The sequence below is a fragment of the Natronosalvus caseinilyticus genome (assembly GCF_017357105.1).
GTDB lineage: Archaea > Halobacteriota > Halobacteria > Halobacteriales > Natrialbaceae > Natronosalvus > Natronosalvus caseinilyticus.
Genome location: NZ_CP071596.1, coordinates 266646 through 284580, shown reverse-complemented (window position 1 = coordinate 284580; position 17935 = coordinate 266646). Strand labels below are relative to the sequence as shown.

General features: G+C 65.7%; 20 protein-coding genes. 9 read left to right on the top strand and 11 right to left on the bottom strand.

All coding sequences use genetic code 11. The annotated features are described in order from the left end of the window. Positions 1 to 21 precede the first annotated feature (21 nt). Both J1N60_RS01465 and J1N60_RS01460 read right to left on the bottom strand, forming a co-directional pair. Positions 22 to 1266 (bottom strand): GNAT family N-acetyltransferase, encoded by a 1245-nt coding sequence (locus J1N60_RS01465; protein WP_312910119.1) that lies wholly within the window; start codon positions 1264 to 1266, stop codon positions 22 to 24. A 341-nt stretch (positions 1267 to 1607) separates the two neighbouring features. Continuing rightward, a complete protein-coding gene (locus J1N60_RS01460) occupies positions 1608 to 1805 on the bottom strand; it encodes a hypothetical protein (RefSeq protein WP_008013187.1) in 198 nt (65 codons plus the stop codon). Positions 1806 to 2044: 239 nt separating this feature from the next. Here J1N60_RS01460 and J1N60_RS01455 point away from each other — a divergent pair, with 239 nt between their 5' ends. Next, positions 2045 to 2353, top strand: a complete 309-nt coding sequence (locus J1N60_RS01455; RefSeq protein ID WP_253430680.1) for a non-histone chromosomal MC1 family protein — start codon at positions 2045 to 2047, stop codon at positions 2351 to 2353. A gap of 61 nt (positions 2354 to 2414) precedes the next feature. Here J1N60_RS01455 and J1N60_RS01450 read toward each other — a convergent pair whose 3' ends face one another. Continuing rightward, on the bottom strand, positions 2415 to 2657 hold the full coding sequence (locus J1N60_RS01450; RefSeq protein WP_312910113.1) for a ferredoxin: 243 nt from the start codon (positions 2655 to 2657) through the stop codon (positions 2415 to 2417). Between the two features lie 208 nt (positions 2658 to 2865). Here J1N60_RS01450 and J1N60_RS01445 point away from each other — a divergent pair, with 208 nt between their 5' ends. Beyond that, positions 2866 to 3615, top strand: coding sequence for a class I SAM-dependent methyltransferase (locus J1N60_RS01445; RefSeq protein WP_312910112.1), 750 nt, complete (start codon positions 2866 to 2868; stop codon positions 3613 to 3615). 44 nt (positions 3616 to 3659) lie between these two features. On the opposite strand, the gene J1N60_RS01440 is transcribed toward J1N60_RS01445, so the two are convergent. Then, the gene (locus J1N60_RS01440; RefSeq protein ID WP_312910110.1) at positions 3660 to 4829 is read right to left on the bottom strand and encodes a CBS domain-containing protein; all 1170 of its coding nucleotides are present in this window, start codon (positions 4827 to 4829) and stop codon (positions 3660 to 3662) included. A gap of 212 nt (positions 4830 to 5041) precedes the next feature. Here J1N60_RS01440 and J1N60_RS01435 point away from each other — a divergent pair, with 212 nt between their 5' ends. Next, the gene (locus tag J1N60_RS01435) at positions 5042 to 5572 is read left to right on the top strand and encodes a 50S ribosomal protein L16 (RefSeq protein ID WP_312910108.1); all 531 of its coding nucleotides are present in this window, start codon (positions 5042 to 5044) and stop codon (positions 5570 to 5572) included. Positions 5573 to 5656: 84 nt separating this feature from the next. Here the strand turns inward: J1N60_RS01435 and J1N60_RS01430 are convergent, their stop codons facing one another. After that, entirely contained in the window at positions 5657 to 6310 is a 654-nt protein-coding gene (locus J1N60_RS01430; protein WP_312910106.1) for a ribonuclease HI family protein, read from the bottom strand. Positions 6311 to 6691: 381 nt separating this feature from the next. On the opposite strand from J1N60_RS01430, the gene J1N60_RS01425 reads away from it, so the two are divergent. Further along, positions 6692 to 7285: a metal-dependent hydrolase gene (locus tag J1N60_RS01425; RefSeq protein ID WP_312910104.1), complete on the top strand. Its 594-nt coding sequence runs from the start codon at positions 6692 to 6694 to the stop codon at positions 7283 to 7285. A 66-nt stretch (positions 7286 to 7351) separates the two neighbouring features. Here J1N60_RS01425 and J1N60_RS01420 read toward each other — a convergent pair whose 3' ends face one another. Together J1N60_RS01420 and J1N60_RS01415 are read right to left on the bottom strand one after the other, a co-directional pair. Continuing rightward, a complete protein-coding gene (locus tag J1N60_RS01420) occupies positions 7352 to 8194 on the bottom strand; it encodes a beta-keto acid cleavage family enzyme (protein ID WP_312910102.1) in 843 nt (280 codons plus the stop codon). Further along, on the bottom strand, positions 8191 to 8382 hold the full coding sequence (locus J1N60_RS01415; RefSeq protein ID WP_312910100.1) for a hypothetical protein: 192 nt from the start codon (positions 8380 to 8382) through the stop codon (positions 8191 to 8193). Before J1N60_RS01415 ends, J1N60_RS01420 begins: the two co-directional genes overlap by 4 nt. A gap of 128 nt (positions 8383 to 8510) precedes the next feature. Here J1N60_RS01415 and J1N60_RS01410 point away from each other — a divergent pair, with 128 nt between their 5' ends. The 3 genes from J1N60_RS01410 to J1N60_RS01400 all read left to right on the top strand — a co-directional run bounded on the left by J1N60_RS01410 (position 8511) and on the right by J1N60_RS01400 (position 11651). Then, positions 8511 to 9506, top strand: a complete 996-nt coding sequence (locus tag J1N60_RS01410; RefSeq protein WP_312910098.1) for a ring-cleaving dioxygenase — start codon at positions 8511 to 8513, stop codon at positions 9504 to 9506. 1 nt (position 9507) lies between these two features. After that, positions 9508 to 10710 (top strand): iron-containing alcohol dehydrogenase family protein, encoded by a 1203-nt coding sequence (locus tag J1N60_RS01405; RefSeq protein WP_312910096.1) that lies wholly within the window; start codon positions 9508 to 9510, stop codon positions 10708 to 10710. Positions 10711 to 10784: 74 nt separating this feature from the next. Continuing rightward, positions 10785 to 11651 carry an ATP-grasp domain-containing protein gene (locus J1N60_RS01400; RefSeq protein WP_312910094.1) on the top strand — a complete coding sequence of 289 codons (867 nt, stop codon included), beginning with the start codon at positions 10785 to 10787 and terminating at the stop codon, positions 11649 to 11651. Between the two features lie 213 nt (positions 11652 to 11864). On the opposite strand, the gene thsA is transcribed toward J1N60_RS01400, so the two are convergent. The 4 genes from thsA to J1N60_RS01380 form a co-directional block, all read right to left on the bottom strand. Beyond that, on the bottom strand, positions 11865 to 13535 hold the full coding sequence (thsA, locus tag J1N60_RS01395) for a thermosome subunit alpha (RefSeq protein WP_312912635.1): 1671 nt from the start codon (positions 13533 to 13535) through the stop codon (positions 11865 to 11867). 165 nt (positions 13536 to 13700) lie between these two features. Beyond that, positions 13701 to 14474 (bottom strand): hypothetical protein, encoded by a 774-nt coding sequence (locus J1N60_RS01390; protein ID WP_312910092.1) that lies wholly within the window; start codon positions 14472 to 14474, stop codon positions 13701 to 13703. A 78-nt stretch (positions 14475 to 14552) separates the two neighbouring features. Then, a complete protein-coding gene (locus J1N60_RS01385; RefSeq protein WP_254158441.1) occupies positions 14553 to 15110 on the bottom strand; it encodes a KH domain-containing protein in 558 nt (185 codons plus the stop codon). A gap of 105 nt (positions 15111 to 15215) precedes the next feature. Beyond that, the gene (locus tag J1N60_RS01380; RefSeq protein WP_312910090.1) at positions 15216 to 16025 is read right to left on the bottom strand and encodes a sulfurtransferase; all 810 of its coding nucleotides are present in this window, start codon (positions 16023 to 16025) and stop codon (positions 15216 to 15218) included. A 239-nt stretch (positions 16026 to 16264) separates the two neighbouring features. Between J1N60_RS01380 and J1N60_RS01375 the strand changes: the two genes are divergently transcribed. Together J1N60_RS01375 and J1N60_RS01370 are read left to right on the top strand one after the other, a co-directional pair. After that, positions 16265 to 17131 carry a sulfurtransferase gene (locus J1N60_RS01375; protein WP_312910088.1) on the top strand — a complete coding sequence of 289 codons (867 nt, stop codon included), beginning with the start codon at positions 16265 to 16267 and terminating at the stop codon, positions 17129 to 17131. Between the two features lie 152 nt (positions 17132 to 17283). Beyond that, the gene (locus tag J1N60_RS01370; protein WP_312910086.1) at positions 17284 to 17928 is read left to right on the top strand and encodes a rubrerythrin family protein; all 645 of its coding nucleotides are present in this window, start codon (positions 17284 to 17286) and stop codon (positions 17926 to 17928) included. Positions 17929 to 17935 lie beyond the last annotated feature (7 nt).

The following is a 17935-nucleotide window of genomic DNA, read 5'->3' as shown; positions in this document are numbered from 1 at the left end:
CTGCGCTTCCTCTAGACCGGTTCACGTCGTATCCAGATCCAGCCGCGACACGTGCCAGTCGTCGATCGTACTCGAGGCGAGTCGCCGACTCACGTCGTCGTCGAGCCCGCGGGCGTACAGCGTTCGCGTGGTCGGCCGCAGGATCGGTCGCAGGGGCGCCCGAGTGTCCGGGAGGAATCTGTACCGGAGGGGGTCGGGAAGGACGTCGCCGAACGCCGTGAGAAACGGCTTCTCTCGATAGTCCTCGAGCACCGCGAGGAGCAACTGTTCGAGCGCCGGCACGGCGGGGTCGTTCGCGTCGACGCCGTGCGGGAGGGTGTCCACCAGCCGGACGTGGTCGTCCTGTGGCGAGACGATCATCGCGGCGATCGGGAGCCCGGTGTCCGCTCGCCTCGCGAGAACGGTCACGTACTCGTGGAGGGGATTGTCCAGTCGCCACCGGTAGAACGTCGACGACCGACGGACGTGAACGCCGTCCGACCGCGACCGGCGTGCGAGCGTATCGAGCGTTCCAACTGGTGCCTGGTCGTAGCGCTCGACGGTCACGTCGACGTCTGCGTCGAGCAGTGACCACCGTGCGAGCAGTCGATCACCGAGTCGGTGACCCGTCGTCACGGCCCTCGTGAGGCCACGGGCGAACGCAGCTGGTGGCCCCATCGATTCCCTCGTCGCCGACTGCTCGGTCGACTCGAGGTCGGCGTTCGTGTTGGCTGGACCGGCTGAATCGTCGGTTATCGGTACGCGGAAGTCGTCCGTCGAATCGACCGCCCGGAGCCATCGAGCGAGGACCGCCACGGGATTCTGGACCCGGTAGTACATCGGGACGGTTCCGACCGGGCGCCAGCCGAGTCGTTCGTTCCCCGGCTTCGATTGCGCGTTCGGGAAGTTGAAGAAGAAGGCCGGCCCGTCGTCGTCGTATCGCTCTAGGCCCCAGCGGTTCATCGCCGTGAACAGACCGCGGCGGCGGTGATCCGGATGGACCATCGTATCGCAGGGCTGGAACGCGAGGTGGGTCTCGCCGTCGACGTTGACCTCGAGCGGGAAGTAGGCGCGACAGCCGACGACGGTCCCCGAAGGCTGTCGCCTCGCGACGGCGATGGGGACGTGATCGACGTACGGGTTGGCCTCGTACTTCCACCGAAACCACTCGCCGCTTCGCTGGCGGCCGAAGACGGTCGCGTAGAGGTCCAGAAACGACTCCCGGTCGTGCTCGCGAAACCAGTCGATTGCGTACCCGGAGAGGTTCGGTGAGCGTGTGTGTGTCACGGTGTGGGTGTGGGGGTGGGGAGTCGCGTGGTAACCTGCGGGAGCTGGCACCTGGAACCTGGCACGTGGTCTTTAGCGCCGCCGTCAGTCACGGCCGGGTTTCGGTCGATTTGGTTCAGACGATGCGGGCGGGGAACGGTTCCAATCGTAGCCGATCTCTCGGCGCCGAGGAGTCGACGCGGCGTCGGCGTACCCGTTCGATAGCCCACTCTCTCCAGAGGTACACCAACGAGGAGAATATAACCACCACCCTGCGATGACAACCGCCTGGGTGTATCGACTGCATACTCGACGACGAGCGACGCGCTCGAGAGCGAGTCGATCCGGGCCGGCAGCGTGCGTTAGAATTCGTGTTCGACGTCGTCCTCGTCGGCTTTCTGGATGATGATCTTGCCGTCCCTGACGCGGACGAATACCTCGTCGCCGATATCCATGCCCGCGACCGCGAGTTCGTCTTCGTGGAGGTTCAGGTGAACGTTGTGATAGTTGCCGTCGTCGTCTTTCGCACCGCTTGGACTCAGCTTCTTTTTCCGTACCATCGCGGGTTTCTAGAACGAACTTCGCCGTAGGATATACTTAAGTGTTTTCTACGCCACAACCACTGTCTCGCGTTCACACGGGAGAGTAAATCAGTCAGTTCGCTTACCACGGCGTCGTCTACGAGTCTTGCCGAAAGGTGGTGTTCGCTACCCACTTAAAGATACCGGCGCCGTCGTCCGGTTTTGGGGGATATCTTTATAGTAGACCGTGTGCTGGGTTGACACGGAGGTCGAAAACCATGGTACGTGAAGACGGTAAGCGAAACTTTGCACTGCGCGAAAACGGCGGCGACGAATCGAGTGTCTTCTCGGGCAACACGCCCCGACAGGCCGCGTTGAAGGCCGCCCGACGGCTCGATCCCGGAAGTAGCGAGGACAGCGCCGACCGCGTCGAACTCCGACTCCGCGAAAAAGGGACGGAGAAGGTCCACATCTACGACGGCTGGGCCTGGGAGGAAGAGGCGCCGGACGACAAGCCGGACTGGATGCCGAGCGATATCACCGAGGCGAACGTCTCGAAGAAGGGCATCGAGCACCTCGACGAGTAAGTCGCGGTCGCACACCACGACGATTTCTTGGCCGACGACGCACTCTCGAGCGACGGCGTCGTCAGGGGATCAGTTGCTCGCCGTCGTCGTAGATCCTGATCGCGTCGACGGGGCAGGTCCGGGCGGCGAACTTCGCGTCGAGTTCGGCGTCTTCGGGTACGTCGCGGGCGAAGATGCCGTCTTCGACCTCCTCAGATTCCAGCAGGATGGCTTTTCCCGCCGACTTGTCCTTCTCGAAGGCGCTCCACTCGGCGACGCACTGGTACATCCCGATGCACGTCTCTTCGTCGAACTCGACTCGCATACTCGTCGGTTCGAGCGGCGAGCCTAAATCGATGACGGACGGAGGACGAGAACGAGTTCACGAACGACGAACTGACCGGGCGACCTCGAGGCACCGGTGAGCGGTTCGGCCGGCGATGGCGAATACGTGTTGGTTGGTGACGTGCCACACGTTACTCGGGGACACATATCATCATGATTTTATTATCACATGGGCCGTCGTCTCGAGCATGGCGATCGACCCACAGCGAGCGAGCGATCCGCTCGGTCGGGCGATGTACGATTACCATCGCGGGGTCTGTGGAACCCTCCGCTATCGCGACGGACCCCGTACTCGGGACGGTAATATCGAGGGATTCTACTTCCAGCCGCGATCCAAATGGGCCGATCAGACGGTCGAACGCCTCGAGCGACTCGCCGCCCAGGGCGACCCGGTGCTCGACGTGGGGTGCGGGTCTGGCCAGCATGTCCGCTGGTTTCAGGATCGAGGGTGCGTGACGACAGGAATCGACGTCGACCGATGGGCCGTCGCGACCGCTCGAGCGCGCGATGCGGACGACGTGCTGGTCGGGGACATGTTCAATCTCCCGTTCGAGAACGGGCACTTCCGATCACTCCAGTGCGTGGGAACCCAGCTCGGCCTCGGCGGCTCCCTCGAGGGGATTTCGGCGCTTCTCGAGGAATTCGCTCGAGTAACCGACGACCGCGCGCTCGCGGCGGTCGACAACTACGATCCGCGAGGCCTCGACGAGTCGTTCCTGGGATACCGGTCCGACCCCTGCGACGGGGTCGCCCATCGGTGTTTTCACTTCGAGTATCTCCCGACGGGCGACGGCTCGCAACTGGTCGGCCCGACGCTGCACTTCCTGCTGTGTTCGCCCGACCGGTTACGGGAGGCCACGATCGGGACGCCCTGGACGCTCGTGGAGACGCTCAAGCGCGAGGTACACTACGTGGCATTTCTCGAGAAGGGAGCCTGACACCGCTCGGCCACATGGTTCGTGGGCTTCTACCCCGCGAGCCGTCAGTCGGCCGTACTGACCTCGGCTGCCGGGTTCAACGCCCCGCTTTCGCGGATGATGTTCAGCGCGGTCATCAGGTCCGTCCGCGTGATCAGGCCAACGAGGTCGCCCTCGCCCCCGCCGTCGACGACCAGGAGCCGACCGATGTCGTCCTGTTGCATCCGCTCGAGGGCCGTCATCGCGTCGGCGTTCGGTTCGATGGTCTTCAACTCGGTGCTCATCACGTCCGAGACGGTGAAGGCGTCGCGCTCGACGGGTTTGACGTCCCGGGCGTCCGAGAGAGTGACCAGGCCGACGAGGTAGCCGTCCTCAAGGACGGGGTAGCCGGTGTGGCGTTCGCTGAACATGCGGCGGATGAGGTCGGCGACGCTCGTCTCGGGGGCTACGGTGTGGAGGTCCGTCGCTGGCGTCATGATGTCCGAGACGGTGACGCCCTCGAAGGCGGCCTTCATCGTCACCTGCCGGGACTCGCCGGAGGCGGCGATGTAGACGAAGAAGGCCACGGCGATGAGCAGCACTCGAAAGGTCAGCACGCCGAAGAGGGCCATGAGCACGGCGAACAGTTTACCGACGCTCGCGGCCTGCTGGGTCGCTCTGGCGTAGGGCTGGTTGCGCGCCAGCAGCGCGCGGAGCACCCGTCCCCCGTCCATCGGGAACGCGGGGACCATGTTGAAGATCGCCAAGCCGACGTTGAGCACGGCCAGGTAGCCGAGCACGAAGCGTACGCCGTCGAGCGACGCCGGCGTCACGGTAAAGAGACCGTAGGAGGCGAATCCGACGAGGACGGAGACGATCGGCCCGGCGATCGCGATCGCCAGTTCCTGGCGCCAGTCCTCGGGCATCTCCGAGAGCGCCGCGAGACCGCCGAGCAGCCAGAGGGTGATCGACTCGATCGGAAAGCCAAAGCGCTGGGCCGTCAGCGAGTGGCCGAGTTCGTGGAGCACGACGCCGACGAAGAGCCCAATCGCGGCCACGAGGCCGAGTACCCACGGCGTCGTACCGGTGGTGATGGCCTCGCTCGAGATGCCTGCGCCCATCACCTCGTTCAGGAGGTCGACGACTGGCTCGATCTGGACCCCGATCAAGTACGCGAAAAAGGGGAGCACCAGGAGAAAGGTGACGTCGAGTTTGATGGGAATGCCAAACAGCGACCCGATCCGGAAACTCGTCATGACAGTGACTACCGGGGCAGTCCCCTTAAACGCGCCGTCGATCGGCAGTCGGTGGGACGTATTTCGGTCGAACCGGCTCGCGTTCCGCAGGATCGAACCGGCGGGACGATTGGGAGTCCCGGACCGAATCCCGGCCTATCACACCCGACGGTACCGCAGGGACGGTTCGAAGCCTTTATTCCCGCGGTGGGCCTCGTTCCCACCAAGTAACCATGTCCGACAAACCTGCCTCGATGTACCGGCAAATCGACAAGCCGGCCTACACGCGACGCGAGTACATCACCGGGATCCCCGGTTCGAAGGTCGCCCAGCACAAGATGGGCGACACCAGCGCCGAGCCCGAGGACTACCCCGTCCAGATCAGCCTCGTCGTCGACGAGGAGTGCCAGATCCGCCACGGGAGCCTCGAGGCGGCCCGCCTCTCGGCGAACCGTCACATGATCAAGAACGCCGGCGAGTTCCAGTACAAGATGATCCTCCGGAAGTTCCCCCACCAGGTCCTGCGAGAGAACAAGCAGGCGACGGGTGCGGGCGCAGACCGTGTCTCCGACGGGATGCGCCAGTCGTTCGGGAAGATCGTCGGCACCGCCGCCCGCATCCAGCGCGGCGAGCGCCTCTTCACCGTCTGGTGTGACGTCGAGGACGCCGACTTCGCGAAGGACGCGTTCCGCCGGGCGTACAACAAGATCACGCCCCCGTGCCGGATCGTCGTCGAGCGCGGCGAAGAGCAGCTGATTTCCTGATCGAGTCCTCGATTTTCGGCGGGTTCGGGTGCTCGAGCGGTCGCTTTCTCGGGTGTCGACTTTTCTGTCTGAGAGGATCAACTGTTATCCAGGCCCGAAGGCCGCGATATCGGCCCCCACTGTCGCCAGTGCGTCGGCGGGGTTCGGGTCGCTGTCGGCCAGGTGCGTGTACTGGTGGTCCGGGATGCTCGAGAGTGCCGCCGTGACGGCCTCGCTGTACGTCTCGACGCCCGGTTCTGTCGGGTCCTCGCCGCCCCAGACGTCTCGGATGACCGTCATCGAATCGATGCGCACGTCCAGCCGGCGTGGCTCGTAGCGAGCCAACAGTTCGGAGAGCCCAAGCTGGAGAGCGACGTACTCGGCGGTGTTGTTTCCCGTCCGTGAGCCGACGGGGCGGCCGAGACGGGCGAGCTGGTCCCCCGAAGCGTCCACGATGACGGCGCCCGCCCCTGCGGGGCCGGGGTTGCCACGTGAACTGCCGTCGACGTAGAGGACGAACGTGTCGCTCGTCGGTTCGGGGACGGGCGGCCGGGTGAGTCCCGACGCCAGCAGGCGTTCGAGTGCGCGACGCAACTCGGCCGGGGTGATCGCGGGGTCGAAGAGACCGCCGTGCCCGGGGGCAGCGTCGTCGATGGCGTCGATGGCGGCCGCCACCTCGTACCCGACGCCCGCGAGCACCTCGTCGACGAGCGTGGCGAGCGGTGAGAGGTGTCCGGCTGGGGGTAGGTCGTCGGTCACACCACGTGTCCCTCCTGGCTTCGGTTCCGGGCGCTCACACCATCGCCTCCGGATAATCCAGTTGGCTGGTCGCACCACTGCATATCGGTTCTCGATGCTCGAGCGGGATAACTGCTTCAGGTGGCATCGATTGCAGGCCGTTTTGAATCAGTCGCCTCTCGAGCGCGGAAGCGGCCGATACAGACCTCCCTGAATACGGAGAATTCGTGTCACAGACTGCTATTTCGTCACAATGGCAGTGGCAACGTTGTCACTTATTACTTTTCACCATGACTTTCCACGCGGATGGATCGAACATTCTGCGACAGTGACCGAGAGAATGGCGAGTCGAGAGTACCAACTCCCTCGGTAGCTCCCTTCAGTAGACGCTAGGGCGATCAGATGGTACAACCACTGGGACACGTTGCTGTCGGGTTGCTCTTCGCACTGCCCGCGTGGATTCTCTGGGATGGACGGACGAGCGTCGCATTTATCGCGTTCGTCCTGGTGACGTCGCGCCTGCCGGACATCGATCTCACGTTGCAAGCACTCGGCCTCCCGGTGAAACACCACGGCGTTACCCATACCGTGGTGTTCGTAGTCGGGTTCGCCGTCGTCGCCGGGTATCTCCTCGCCGCTGTGCTCAGTCCGCTGCTCCGACGATGGTGGCACATCTCCGAGGGAGAGGTCGTGAGCCGGGAAACGATCTATGCCTTCGTAATCGGTGGGCTCACACTGGGCGGACTCGGTCACCTGCTGGCGGACGCCCTCGCATCGGACTGGGCCGAACCGATCGAACCGTTCTGGCCGATCTTCGAAACCTCGTTCGAAATCGGCGTCGTCTCGTACGACTCGATGTGGGCGAATCTCGGACTGCTGATCGTTGCGGTCGGGCTCCATCTCCCACTCGTCGTCTCGGACGTGTTCCCCCTGAACACCCGGTTCCGGGAGTGGACAGTGGAACTCCCGGACCTCCAGGACAACGACGGCTATTGATGCTCCACTCTCTACCGAGCGATCACTCCTCACTCGAGGCCAGCGGACCAACACTCGAGCCCCCGTCTACAGTCCAAGAATCTCCCGTGCCTGCGCCGGCGTCGCGACTTCTCGTTCGAGTTCCCCTGCGATCCGAACCACTCGCTCGACCAGCTGGGCGTTGCTCGTCGCGAGTTCGCCCTGGCGGTAGTAGACGTTGTCCTCGAGGCCGACCCGGACGTGTCCGCCGAGGAGGATGCCCATCGTCGTGAGTGGCAGCTGGTGACGACCGAATCCGAGCGTGTTGAAGAGTGCCCCATCGGGGAGGTTGGAGACGGCGTTCAGCAGGTTTCGCGGCCGGGGTCGCGTGAGCGTGCCGCCACCGAAGATGAGCGTGGCGTACACCGGGTCGGCCAGGTCGCGGCGCTCGAGCAGTCCGTGGACCTCGTTGAGGTGGCCGTCGTTGAACACCTCGAGTTCCGGTTTGATCCCGCGGTCTCGCATTTCATCGTGGAGGGCGTCGACCGTGCCGCGGGTGTTCTCGCTCGTCAGGTGATCGTACCGATTGAGCGGCCCCATGTCGAGTGACGCCATCTCAGGCGGCGGATCCGTGCGAAGCGGCAGGTGGCGGTCCGCGGTCGGGGCGCCGGTTCCGCCGGTGGAGTGCTGGATAACGACGTCGTTAGCGTGCGCTCGCACCGCGTCGTCGATGGCCTGGAATCGCTGGGTGGAAAACGAGCGTTCGCCGTTCGGCTTCCGGGCGTGGAGGTGGACCACGGCGGCGCCCGCCTCTTCGGCGGCCGCGGCGGCGCGCCCGATCTCCTCGGGCGTCTCCGGGAGGTTCGGGTTCGCCTCCTTGCCGTGGACGCCGCCGGTCAGCGCCGCGGTGACGATCAGCGGCTCACCGACGAGGTACTCCGCGTAGCTCACGGCTCCGGCACCTCGACGTGCTCGCGGTAAATCTCGCAGTGAGCCTCGTGCTCGAGGGCGTACCGGTCGTTGCAGACGTCGGCGCGCATCGGCTGGACGAACCGCTCGGCGGCGGTGCAGTACGCCCGCGGCTGGTCGAACTGTCGACCGTCGGCCTCATCGTGGTACTCCAGGTACGGGCAGGTCATGTGAGTCCTTCACGGGCCGCCCCAATAACGATTCGGCGACGCCGACGTCCGGTGCTAACCGCCTCGTCACCCGATAACGTCGACGTCCGAACAACCCATACGTACCTCCAGCCCCTACTGAGCGTACAATGAAACCGACCACGCCGGGAATTCACCACGTGACCGCTATCGCGGGCGATCCGCAACGAAACGCCGAGTTCTACGTCGAGACGCTGGGACTGCGATTCGTCAAGCGGACGGTCAACCACGACGACACGGGCACGTACCACTTTTACTTTGGCGACGGGGAGGGGACACCCGGGACGAACATCACGTTCTTCCCCTGGACCGACAGCGGCCGACGGGGCCAGTTCGGCGCGGGGCAGACCCGGGACACCGCCTACCAGATTCCTCCCGACTCGGTCGAGTACTGGATCGACCGCCTCGAGTCGGCGGGCGTCGAGGTCGACCAGGTCGAACGATTCGGTGAGCCTGTTCTAGAATTCGACGACCCGGACGGAATCGGCCTCGAGTTCGTGGCCTCGGAACAGGCCTTTGAAGCCGACGCACAGCCGTGGCCGGAGAGCCCCGTTCCGGCGGAGTACCAGGCCCGCGGGTTCCACAGCGTCACGCTCGCCGTCCCGGCGTTCGGGCCGACTGCGTCGGTCCTCACGGACGTTCTCGGGTTCGAACTCGAGGCTGAAGCGGATGGCCGTCGCCGCTACCGCCCGGCGGGTGATGGTTCGGAGCCGGGCTCGAGTTCGGGTCCGGGTTCGATAGTCGACCTCGTCGAAACCGACGCGGGACGTGGGCGAATGGGCGTTGGGACCGTCCACCACGTCGCGTTCGAGGCGGCCGACCTCGAGGAACAGGAACGCTGGCGGGAGGCGTTCGCCGACCACGGCCAGAACGTGACCGAGATTATCGATCGCAAATACTTCCGCTCGATCTACTCCCGCGAACCCGGCGGCGTCCTCTTCGAGATGGCGACGACGGAACCCGGATTCACCGTCGATGAGGACATCGACGACTTGGGCTCGGGACTGATGCTCCCGGAATGGCTGGAAAGCGAGCGCGACCGAATCGAGGCACAGCTTCCCGAGTTCGATCCCGAGACGGTCGGGGCCGGGGCGGGGGCGAACTGACGTGGCGCACGACGACCAGTTTCGGTTCGAATACGAGCCGGGCGTGCTGCGGTTCGGCACGGACTGTGTCGACGCCCTCTCGGACGAACTCGCCCAGCAGGGGTTCGACCGGGCGCTCGTCGTCTGCGGATCGACGGTGGGCAGTACGCCCGAGGTGATCGACCCCGTCACGCGGGGGCTGGGAGAGCGGCTGGCGGGCATCTTCGCGGAGACGACCGCGAGCAAGCGCCTGTCGACGGCCGTCGACGGCCTCGAGGCGATGCGCGCGTGCGACGCGGACGTCCTCGTCGGCCTAGGCGGTGGCAGCAGTCTCGACGTGGCGACGGTGATCGCCGTCCTCGCCGCGGACGACCGCGATCCCGCCGCCGTCGGCCGGGAACTCGTCGAAACCGACTCGATCTCGGTCCCCGACGGATCGCTGCCGCCAGTCGTCGCGGTGCCGACGACGCTCGCGGGCGCCGAGCAGTCGCAGGTGGCCGGCGTCACCGCCTCGCCCGAGTCGGGGCTGGTCGACGAACCGGCGAGCGGCGGCGTCGCCGACCGGCGACTGATGCCGCGGGCGGTCGCGTACGACCCGACACTGTTCGCGACGACGCCGAAGCCGATCCTCGCGGCGTCCGGGATGAACGGTTTCGACAAGGGCCTCGAGACACTGTATGCCCGCAATGCAACCCCGATCACCGACGCGACGGCGATGCGCGGCCTGCGGTTGCTCCGTGACGGACTGGAAGCACTCGGCGAGCAACCCGTCGACGAGACTCTGCTGAAGCCGGTCGTCGAGGGCATCGCACTCGTCCAGTACGGCGTCTCGAGACCCGGGGAGACGACGCTCTCGATTATCCACGCGTTCGGTCACGGGTTGACCCGCACCTACGACGTCCAGCAGGGTGCCGCCCACGCCATCGTCGCTCCGCGAGTCCTTCGATATCTCTTCGACCGCGTCGACGCCCGGCGCGAGCTGCTGGCCGAAGCACTTGCCCCTGAACACGATGGCGACCCCGCCGAAGCGGTGATTAAGGCGGTCGAGAACGTTCGCGACGCGCTCTCGCTCCCGTCGCGGTTGCGCAACGTCGACGGCCCCGAACTCGAGGCGTTCCCCGCGGTGGCCGAGGCGATCATCGAGGATTCGTTCATGGGCAACGCGCCACCCGGACTCGAGGCGACCACCGAGGAGCTCGAGGCCGTCCTCCGGGAGTGTTACTGACTCGACTACGATTACTGACCCGTCCGTGACCGGCGAGGCGCTGGACCTTTTACCGACTCACACCCACTACCGGTATGATCGACCTCGCCGTCGCCAACCGGCAGGAGACCTTCGAACGCATGTGCGAGCCCCTCGCCGAACGAGGGATCACCTGCCACCACGTGCCGGTTCGCGAACGAACCGTTCCGCTAAGGGAACCGCCCTGGACCCCCGACGAGTACGACCTCGGCTTCGTCTACCCCGGCCGGCTGATGGAAGGCGGCGTCGCCGACGCCCTGCTTAAGGTGCCCTGGCTCAACGACCTCGAGTCCGTCGTCACGTCCCGGAACAAGGCGGGCGTCCTCGCCCGCCTCGAGCGCGCTGGCCTCCCGGTTCCCGACACCGTCTACGTCTCCAATCCAGTCGACGACGAGGAACTGACGGCCGTCTTCGAGCGCTTCGACCCACCCGTGGTCGTCAAGCCGAACTCGACGACTCGCGGTGTCGGCGTCGCGAAAGCTCACGACCTCGACTCGTTTCTTGGGATCTGTGAGTACCTCTCGCTGGTCCACGACTACCGGGCGACTGGCGACAAGTCCTTTCTCGTGCAGGAGTACGTGCCCGGCGCGAGCGACTACCGCGTGATGGTCCTCGAGGGCGAGTACGTTGGCGCAGTCGAGCGACAACTTCCCGAGGGCGCTCGAGCCGACGGGCGATGGAAGCACAACGTCCACCGCGGTGGGCAGGCCACGGGCGTCGATTTGCCCGGCGACCTCCGGGACCTCGCGCTCGCGGTTGCGGACGACCTCGAGATTCCGTTCCTGGGGGTCGACCTCCTCGTGTCGGATACCGGGGAGGCCGTCGTCAACGAGACGAACGCCCGTCCGACGATCGACGCCGCGACGAAGTACGAACCGGGATTTTACGATCGGCTGGCGGCGGCGCTCGAGCGACAGATTTGAGGCGACCACCGCGAGCGTAGGTGCTGCGCGCTCGAGGATTCCATTAGCGGCCAGATTTTCTAGCTATACACTCTATAGTTACGTCTCGAGTGGGTCGTCGGCAGACCGAGGACATCAAACGCCGCTGTCCGGTGCGAAAAAACGGAAAATACGGGCCGACTCCGCGTGCGTTACTCGAGAGCGATGGTAGGTGGGATTTGGCGCCTGGAGCGCTTACATCGCGCCGCCCATTCCACCCATACCGCCCATGCCGCCCATGCCGCCACCCATACCGCCGCCGGGTGGCATCTCGTCGTCGCCGTCGTCGTCGCTGCTACCGCCCTTCAGTTCGCCGGCGGCGATCACGTCGTCGATGCGCAGCAGCATGACCGCGGCCTCGGTGGCCGACTCGATGGCCTGAGTCTTCACGCGCAGGGGCTCGTAGACGCCCTCCTCGGCCATGTCGATCGTCTCGCCCGTGTAGGCGTCCAGTCCGGCGGCCGTGTCGCCGCCGTCGTGGGCGCTGCGGAGCTCGACCAGAGAGTCGATGGGGTCGAGTCCGGCGTTCTCGGCGAGGGTGCGCGGGATGACCTCGAGCGCGTCCGCGAACGCCTCGATGGCCAGCTGTTCGCGGCCACCGACGGAGTCGGCGAAGTCGCGCAGGGCCAGTGAGAGTTCGACCTCGGGTGCGCCGCCGCCGGCGACGACCTTGCCGTCCTCGAGCGTCGTGCGGACGACGCCCAGGGAGTCCTCGATGGCGCGGTCGATCTCGTCGATGACGTGTTCGGTGCCGCCACGGAGGATGAGGGTGACGGCCTTCGCGTCCTCGACGTCCTCGACGAAGAGGCGCTGGTCGCCGGCGACGTCTTTCTGGGCGACGCTACCCGCGAAGCCGAGGTGGTCCTCGGTGAGATCCTCGACGCTGTTGACGGCTCGAGCGCCGGTCGAGCGAGCCAGACGGTTCATGTCGCTGGACTTGACCCGGCGGAGCGCGATGATGCCCTCCTCGGCGAGGTAGTGCTGGGCCATGTCGTCGATGCCGCCGTCGACGAAGACGACGTCGGCGCCGACGTCGACGAGCTGGTCGACCATCTCCTTGAGCTGGGCCTCTTCCTGCTCGAGGAACTGCTGGAGCTGATCGGGGTCGGTGACGTTGACTTCGGCGTCGATCTCGGTCTCCTTGATCTCGAGGGCGCCGTCGATGAGGGCGACGTTAGCGTCCTCGGCGAAGTACGGCATGCTGTCGCTGACGCGCTCTTTGTCGATGATGACGCCTTCGACGAGTTCGGAGTTCTCGACGGAGCCGCCGACGACCTTCTCGACCTTGACGTTGTCCGTGTCGACGCCGTCCTCGTCGGCGACGGTCTGAACTGCGCGGACGACGAGCTCCGAGAGGAGGTCCTTCGCGTTCTCGGCGCCCTTGCCGGTCATCGCCGTCGCGGCGATCTGCTCGAGGATCTCCTCGTCGTCTGCGTCGACGTCGATGGCGATCTCTTCGAGGGCCTCGCCGGCCTTTTCGGAGGCCTGGCGGTACCCCTGGGCGAGGGTCGTGGCGTGGATGTCCTGCTCGAGGAGGTCCTCGGCGCGCTTGAGCAGTTCACCAGCGACGACGACGGCGGAGGTGGTGCCGTCGCCGACTTCCTCTTCCTGGGTCTCGGAGACTTCGACGATCATGTTGGCGGCGGGGTGATCGATCTCCATCTCCGTGAGGAGGGTGACGCCGTCGTTCGTGACGACGACGTTACCCGTCGAGTCGACGAGCATCTTGTCCATCCCCTTCGGGCCGAGTGTCGTGCGTACCGCCTGGGCGACGGCTTTCCCGGCCGTGATGTTCATCGACTGTGCGTCCTTACCGGACGTCCGCTGGCTGTCGTCGGAGAGGACGATGAGGGGCTGGTTGCCCATTTGCTGCTGTGACATAGTCATGGATGGATTGTTTGCTATTCTATATAAAAACTTCGCTATCGAGTTTGCCAACTCGACACACAGCGCTCGAGTCGTGCGTTTGTGTATGGCGGCACTGGCGAGTATATATGTGGTTGGTTGCCGTGCCCCTGTAGCCGCTCACTCTTACCGGGTGTTCGCGGGGACCCAGTCCGGTCGCTCGAGGTCGATTACCTCGCCGACCCGGTCGACGGTGACGTGAACTGTGACCTCGACCGGCTCTCCCCGTCGCGTCCCGTTGCCTCGCAGCACCAGTCGCTCGATGTACCCGTCGTCGGCGACGAGGACGGCGAATTCGGCGTCCTGGTACGGGACCACGTTGCCGCTCCCCGTCAGGACGTATCGCATTCCTCGGTCGGACCTCGTCTGCGTCACTGCCTCGACGGCGTCGAACAGTGCTCCGGGCTCGAACAGCAGTCGGGTGGCCGGATCCGAAACCAGGGGCCCGGAGTTGACTGTCGTTCGATTCTCCTCGGTCAGGCGGTGTGCGGCTCCGTTATCATCGACCCACTGATCGATCGTTCGCGTCGCCGTCTCGTTCGTCTCGGGGTCGTGCTCGGTACGCTCGACTGTGATTCGTTCGGGACCGGTTCCGGTGACGACTGCTTTCGATCGCCTGGTCTCGAGTACCGTCCCGTTTGGGTCGACATACGTTACCTCGGCGGTCGCTTCGTACGACGTCCCCTCGAGATAGCCGACGTGACCGGACCAGAGCGCGATCCAGTTGGTGACGTTGTCCGCTCCGAGGCCAGCGACGTCGGGACTCTCGTCGGGTTGGACTGGTTCGTCGACGCCGTAGGCCTCTCGATCGACGGAATCGTCGCCGGCCAGGCCAGTACACCCAGCGAGCAGGAGACAGGCGACGACGAGGAGTGCACGAGTCCCGGCCAGGGCGTCCATGCGTCTGTCAAGACATGGCACGCGTAAAAACGGTGTGGGCGATCGGGCGGCGGGACGTTCGGTACTCGATCAGAGCACTCAGGACTCGCCGCCGGGGAAGCGGTGGTACTGCATTCCCTGGTGTTTCATCTCGTTGTGCCGGTCCTCGAGGAACGAGTAGACCGCGCCGTGGGGGGCGCCGTCGAGCAACATCTCGGCGGCCGTCCGGGCGGCGTCCACCTCCGGGGGCGTGCCGATGATGCCGAGCGTCGACCCGTAGATGACGACCGAGGCGCCCGAAAGTTCCTCCATGAGTTCGCGCGTGCGCCCGCCCTCGCCGATGAGTCGACCTTTCTGTCGCTGGAGGTCGTTCTTGTTGCGGGCGGCGGCGTCGATGTCGACCAGATCGAAGAGCATCATATCGTCGGCGAGCAGACGGAGCGCGTCGTCGGGGGCGAACCCGCGGCCGATGGCTCGGACGATTTCGGGCCCCTTGAGGCCGCGGACGGGGTCGCCGACGGTCTCGACCGCGACCGACCCGTTCTCGGAGTCGATGTCGAGACGGACCTCGGCTTCGGACTCGATCCGACGCATCGTCTCGCCACCCTCGCCGATGAGGACACCGATCCGGTCCTGCGGAATCTTCACGTGCTGCATGCCTCGTGTGTACTTCGTCGGGCCGGTTAAGCCCTTTGTCCGTGCGGGACGCCTCAACACGGCCAGTTTTCGGGGCCGTTCATTCACGTGCTCGTGGACGTACGCTCACCCGCTCGCTCCCCGCTCGATCACGCCGTCTCGAGCCTCCCACTCGGTCAGGCTCCCCTCGTAGAAGGCGACGCGCTCGAACCCGAGCCAGCGGAGAACGACGTACGTGTGGCTGATCCGGCGTGCTGTGTTGCAGTAGAGGATCACTCGCTTGTCAGGTGTGATTCCGTGGTCGGCGAACAGGTCCTCGAGGTCATCTTTGGGTTTGAGCCGACGGCGGTCCTCGTCGACGGTCGAGCGCCAGTCGAAGCGGACGGCCCCTGGCAGGTGCCCCGTCTCGAACTCCTCGCGCTCGCGCGTGTCGACCAGGACGTGATCGTCCGAGTCGGGGTCCTCGAGCGCGGCCTCGATGGTCTCGGCGTCGACCAGTGGACTCGGTTCGAGGTCGAGCGGCCGCGCGTCGTAGGTCGTCTCGGTGACCGTCCCGGTCTCCTGGGACGTCTCGTGCTCGCGGGCCCAGCCGCTGTAATCAGTCTCGAGCAGGCGAACGTCGTCGTGACCGTAGAGATGGAGGGTGACGAGCACCCGGCCGGCGAAGACACCGTAGGTGTCGTCGTAGACCACGACGGTGTCCGCGGGCTCGACGCCAGCCGAACCCAGGAGGGATTCGACGACCGAGTGCCCCGGAAGCGTCCCCGGGTCGTCGCTCTCGCGGTCGCGAAATGCGTCGAACGGGACGTTTACCGCCCCCGGCAGGTGACCGATGCCGTCGAACTCCCAGGCGTCGCGCACGTCGACGAGGCGGACCGATGGGTCCTCCCGGTGGGCTTCGAGCCAGTCAATCGAGGCAACGATAGAAGCGCTCATCGACGAGGATTCGTCGTCGAGGCTCCAGAGACCACCGGTCACGGCAGGTGTCCCCGTCTGACCGAGGTAGCGGCAATACTCACCGAACCCCGAACTCGATCGGTCGGAAACGCCTCGAGAACGCCGGTCGCGGTCCCGAGGCACTTCGAAGTGGCGGCAAGATTGGCCAGTATGGTCGAGCGACGACCGTATTGGCCGATTCGCCAGTCGCTTTCCGTGCCGTCCCCATAGTACCGGCCATGGCAGACGACACCTACGCCAACGACGTTCTGGTCACCGCCGACTGGGTGGCCGACCGACTCGACCAGTTCGAGAGCGACGACCCCGAGTACCGGCTGCTCGAGGTCGACGTAGACACCGAAGCCTACGACGAGAGCCACGCTCCCGGCGCTGTCGGGTTCAACTGGGAGACTCAGCTCCAGGACCAGACGACCCGCGACATCCTCTCGAAGGAGGACTTCGAGGACCTGCTGGGCAGTCACGGCGTCAGCGACGACTCGACGGTCGTCCTGTACGGCGACAACGCCAACTGGTTCGCCGCCTACACCTACTGGCAGTTCAAGTACTACGGCCACGACGACGTTCGCCTGCTCGACGGCGGCCGCGAGTACTGGCTCGAGAACGACTACCCGACGACCGACGAGGTCCCCGAGTTCTCCGCCGTCGAATACGATGCGTCCGGCCCGCGCGAGTCCATCCGCGCCTACCGCGACGACGTCGAGAACGCCATCGACAAGGGCCTGCCGCTCGTCGACGTCCGCTCGCCCGAGGAGTTCTCCGGCGAGGTACTCGCGCCCCCGGGACTGCAGGAGACCGCCCAGCGCGGCGGCCACGTCCCCGGCGCGAAGAACATCTCCTGGGCGGCCGTGACCGACGACGACGGCACGTTCAAGAGCCGCGACGAACTCGAGGAACTGTACGGCGAGGAGGGCATCGACGGCGACGAGACGACCGTCGCCTACTGCCGTATCGGCGAGCGCTCCTCGGTCGCCTGGTTCGCGCTGCACGAACTGCTGGGCTACGAGGACGCCGTCAACTACGACGGCTCCTGGACCGAGTGGGGCAACCTCGTCAACGCACCGATCGAGACCGGCGACGGGAGCTGAACGGCGCTGTACTGATCTCGACGTACTCACGAATTCGAAAGGGCGAGCGCTCGAGCGCTCGAGTTCGCTCGATTCGCCCATCGCCGTGATCGGCGAGAGCCGAACACAGCGATAGAAACACGATTCTCCGCATCCATCGTTTACGCAGACCCATGACCGACATCGACACCGACACGTTCCTCGAGACCATCGAAGACGAGAACCGGACTCCCCTCTCGCGACTCGGTTCCTCGAAGTCGCTGTACGCCGCAACTGAGGGCGACATCGACACCGAACCCGTCCTCCGGGCGGCCGCAGACGCCGAGTACGCCGCCTGGCGAACCTTCGAGAACTGGGCCGACGACGAACCCCACGACGGCGCTCGCCAGGCCTTCGCGGCAGCCGCGAGCGACGAGCGCGACCACTACGAGACCGTCACCGACCACCTCAAGGACGATCACGACCCCGAGACGGCCGAGACGCCTGCGCTCCACGAGTACCTTCGCGGGCGCGAGGACACCGCCTCGCGGCTGGGCGGCCTCCTCGGCCGCATCCTCGCCAGTGACCGCTCGAAGAGCCAGACCGTCGGCTTCTTCGTCGGCAGCGCCGACCCACGGACCGCCCAGGTCTTCCGGGACTTCGGCGACGACCTCGAGACCCAGCGCGAGGCGACGCTCGAGGTGCTCTCGACGGTCTGTGAATCCGAGGACGACTGGAACCGGGCCCAGGACGCCGCGACGGGAGCGATCGAGGCTGCCTACGGCGAGTACGTCGAGACCCTCGAGGGGCTGGGAGCGAACCCGAAGCCGGTCTGTTGAGATCACC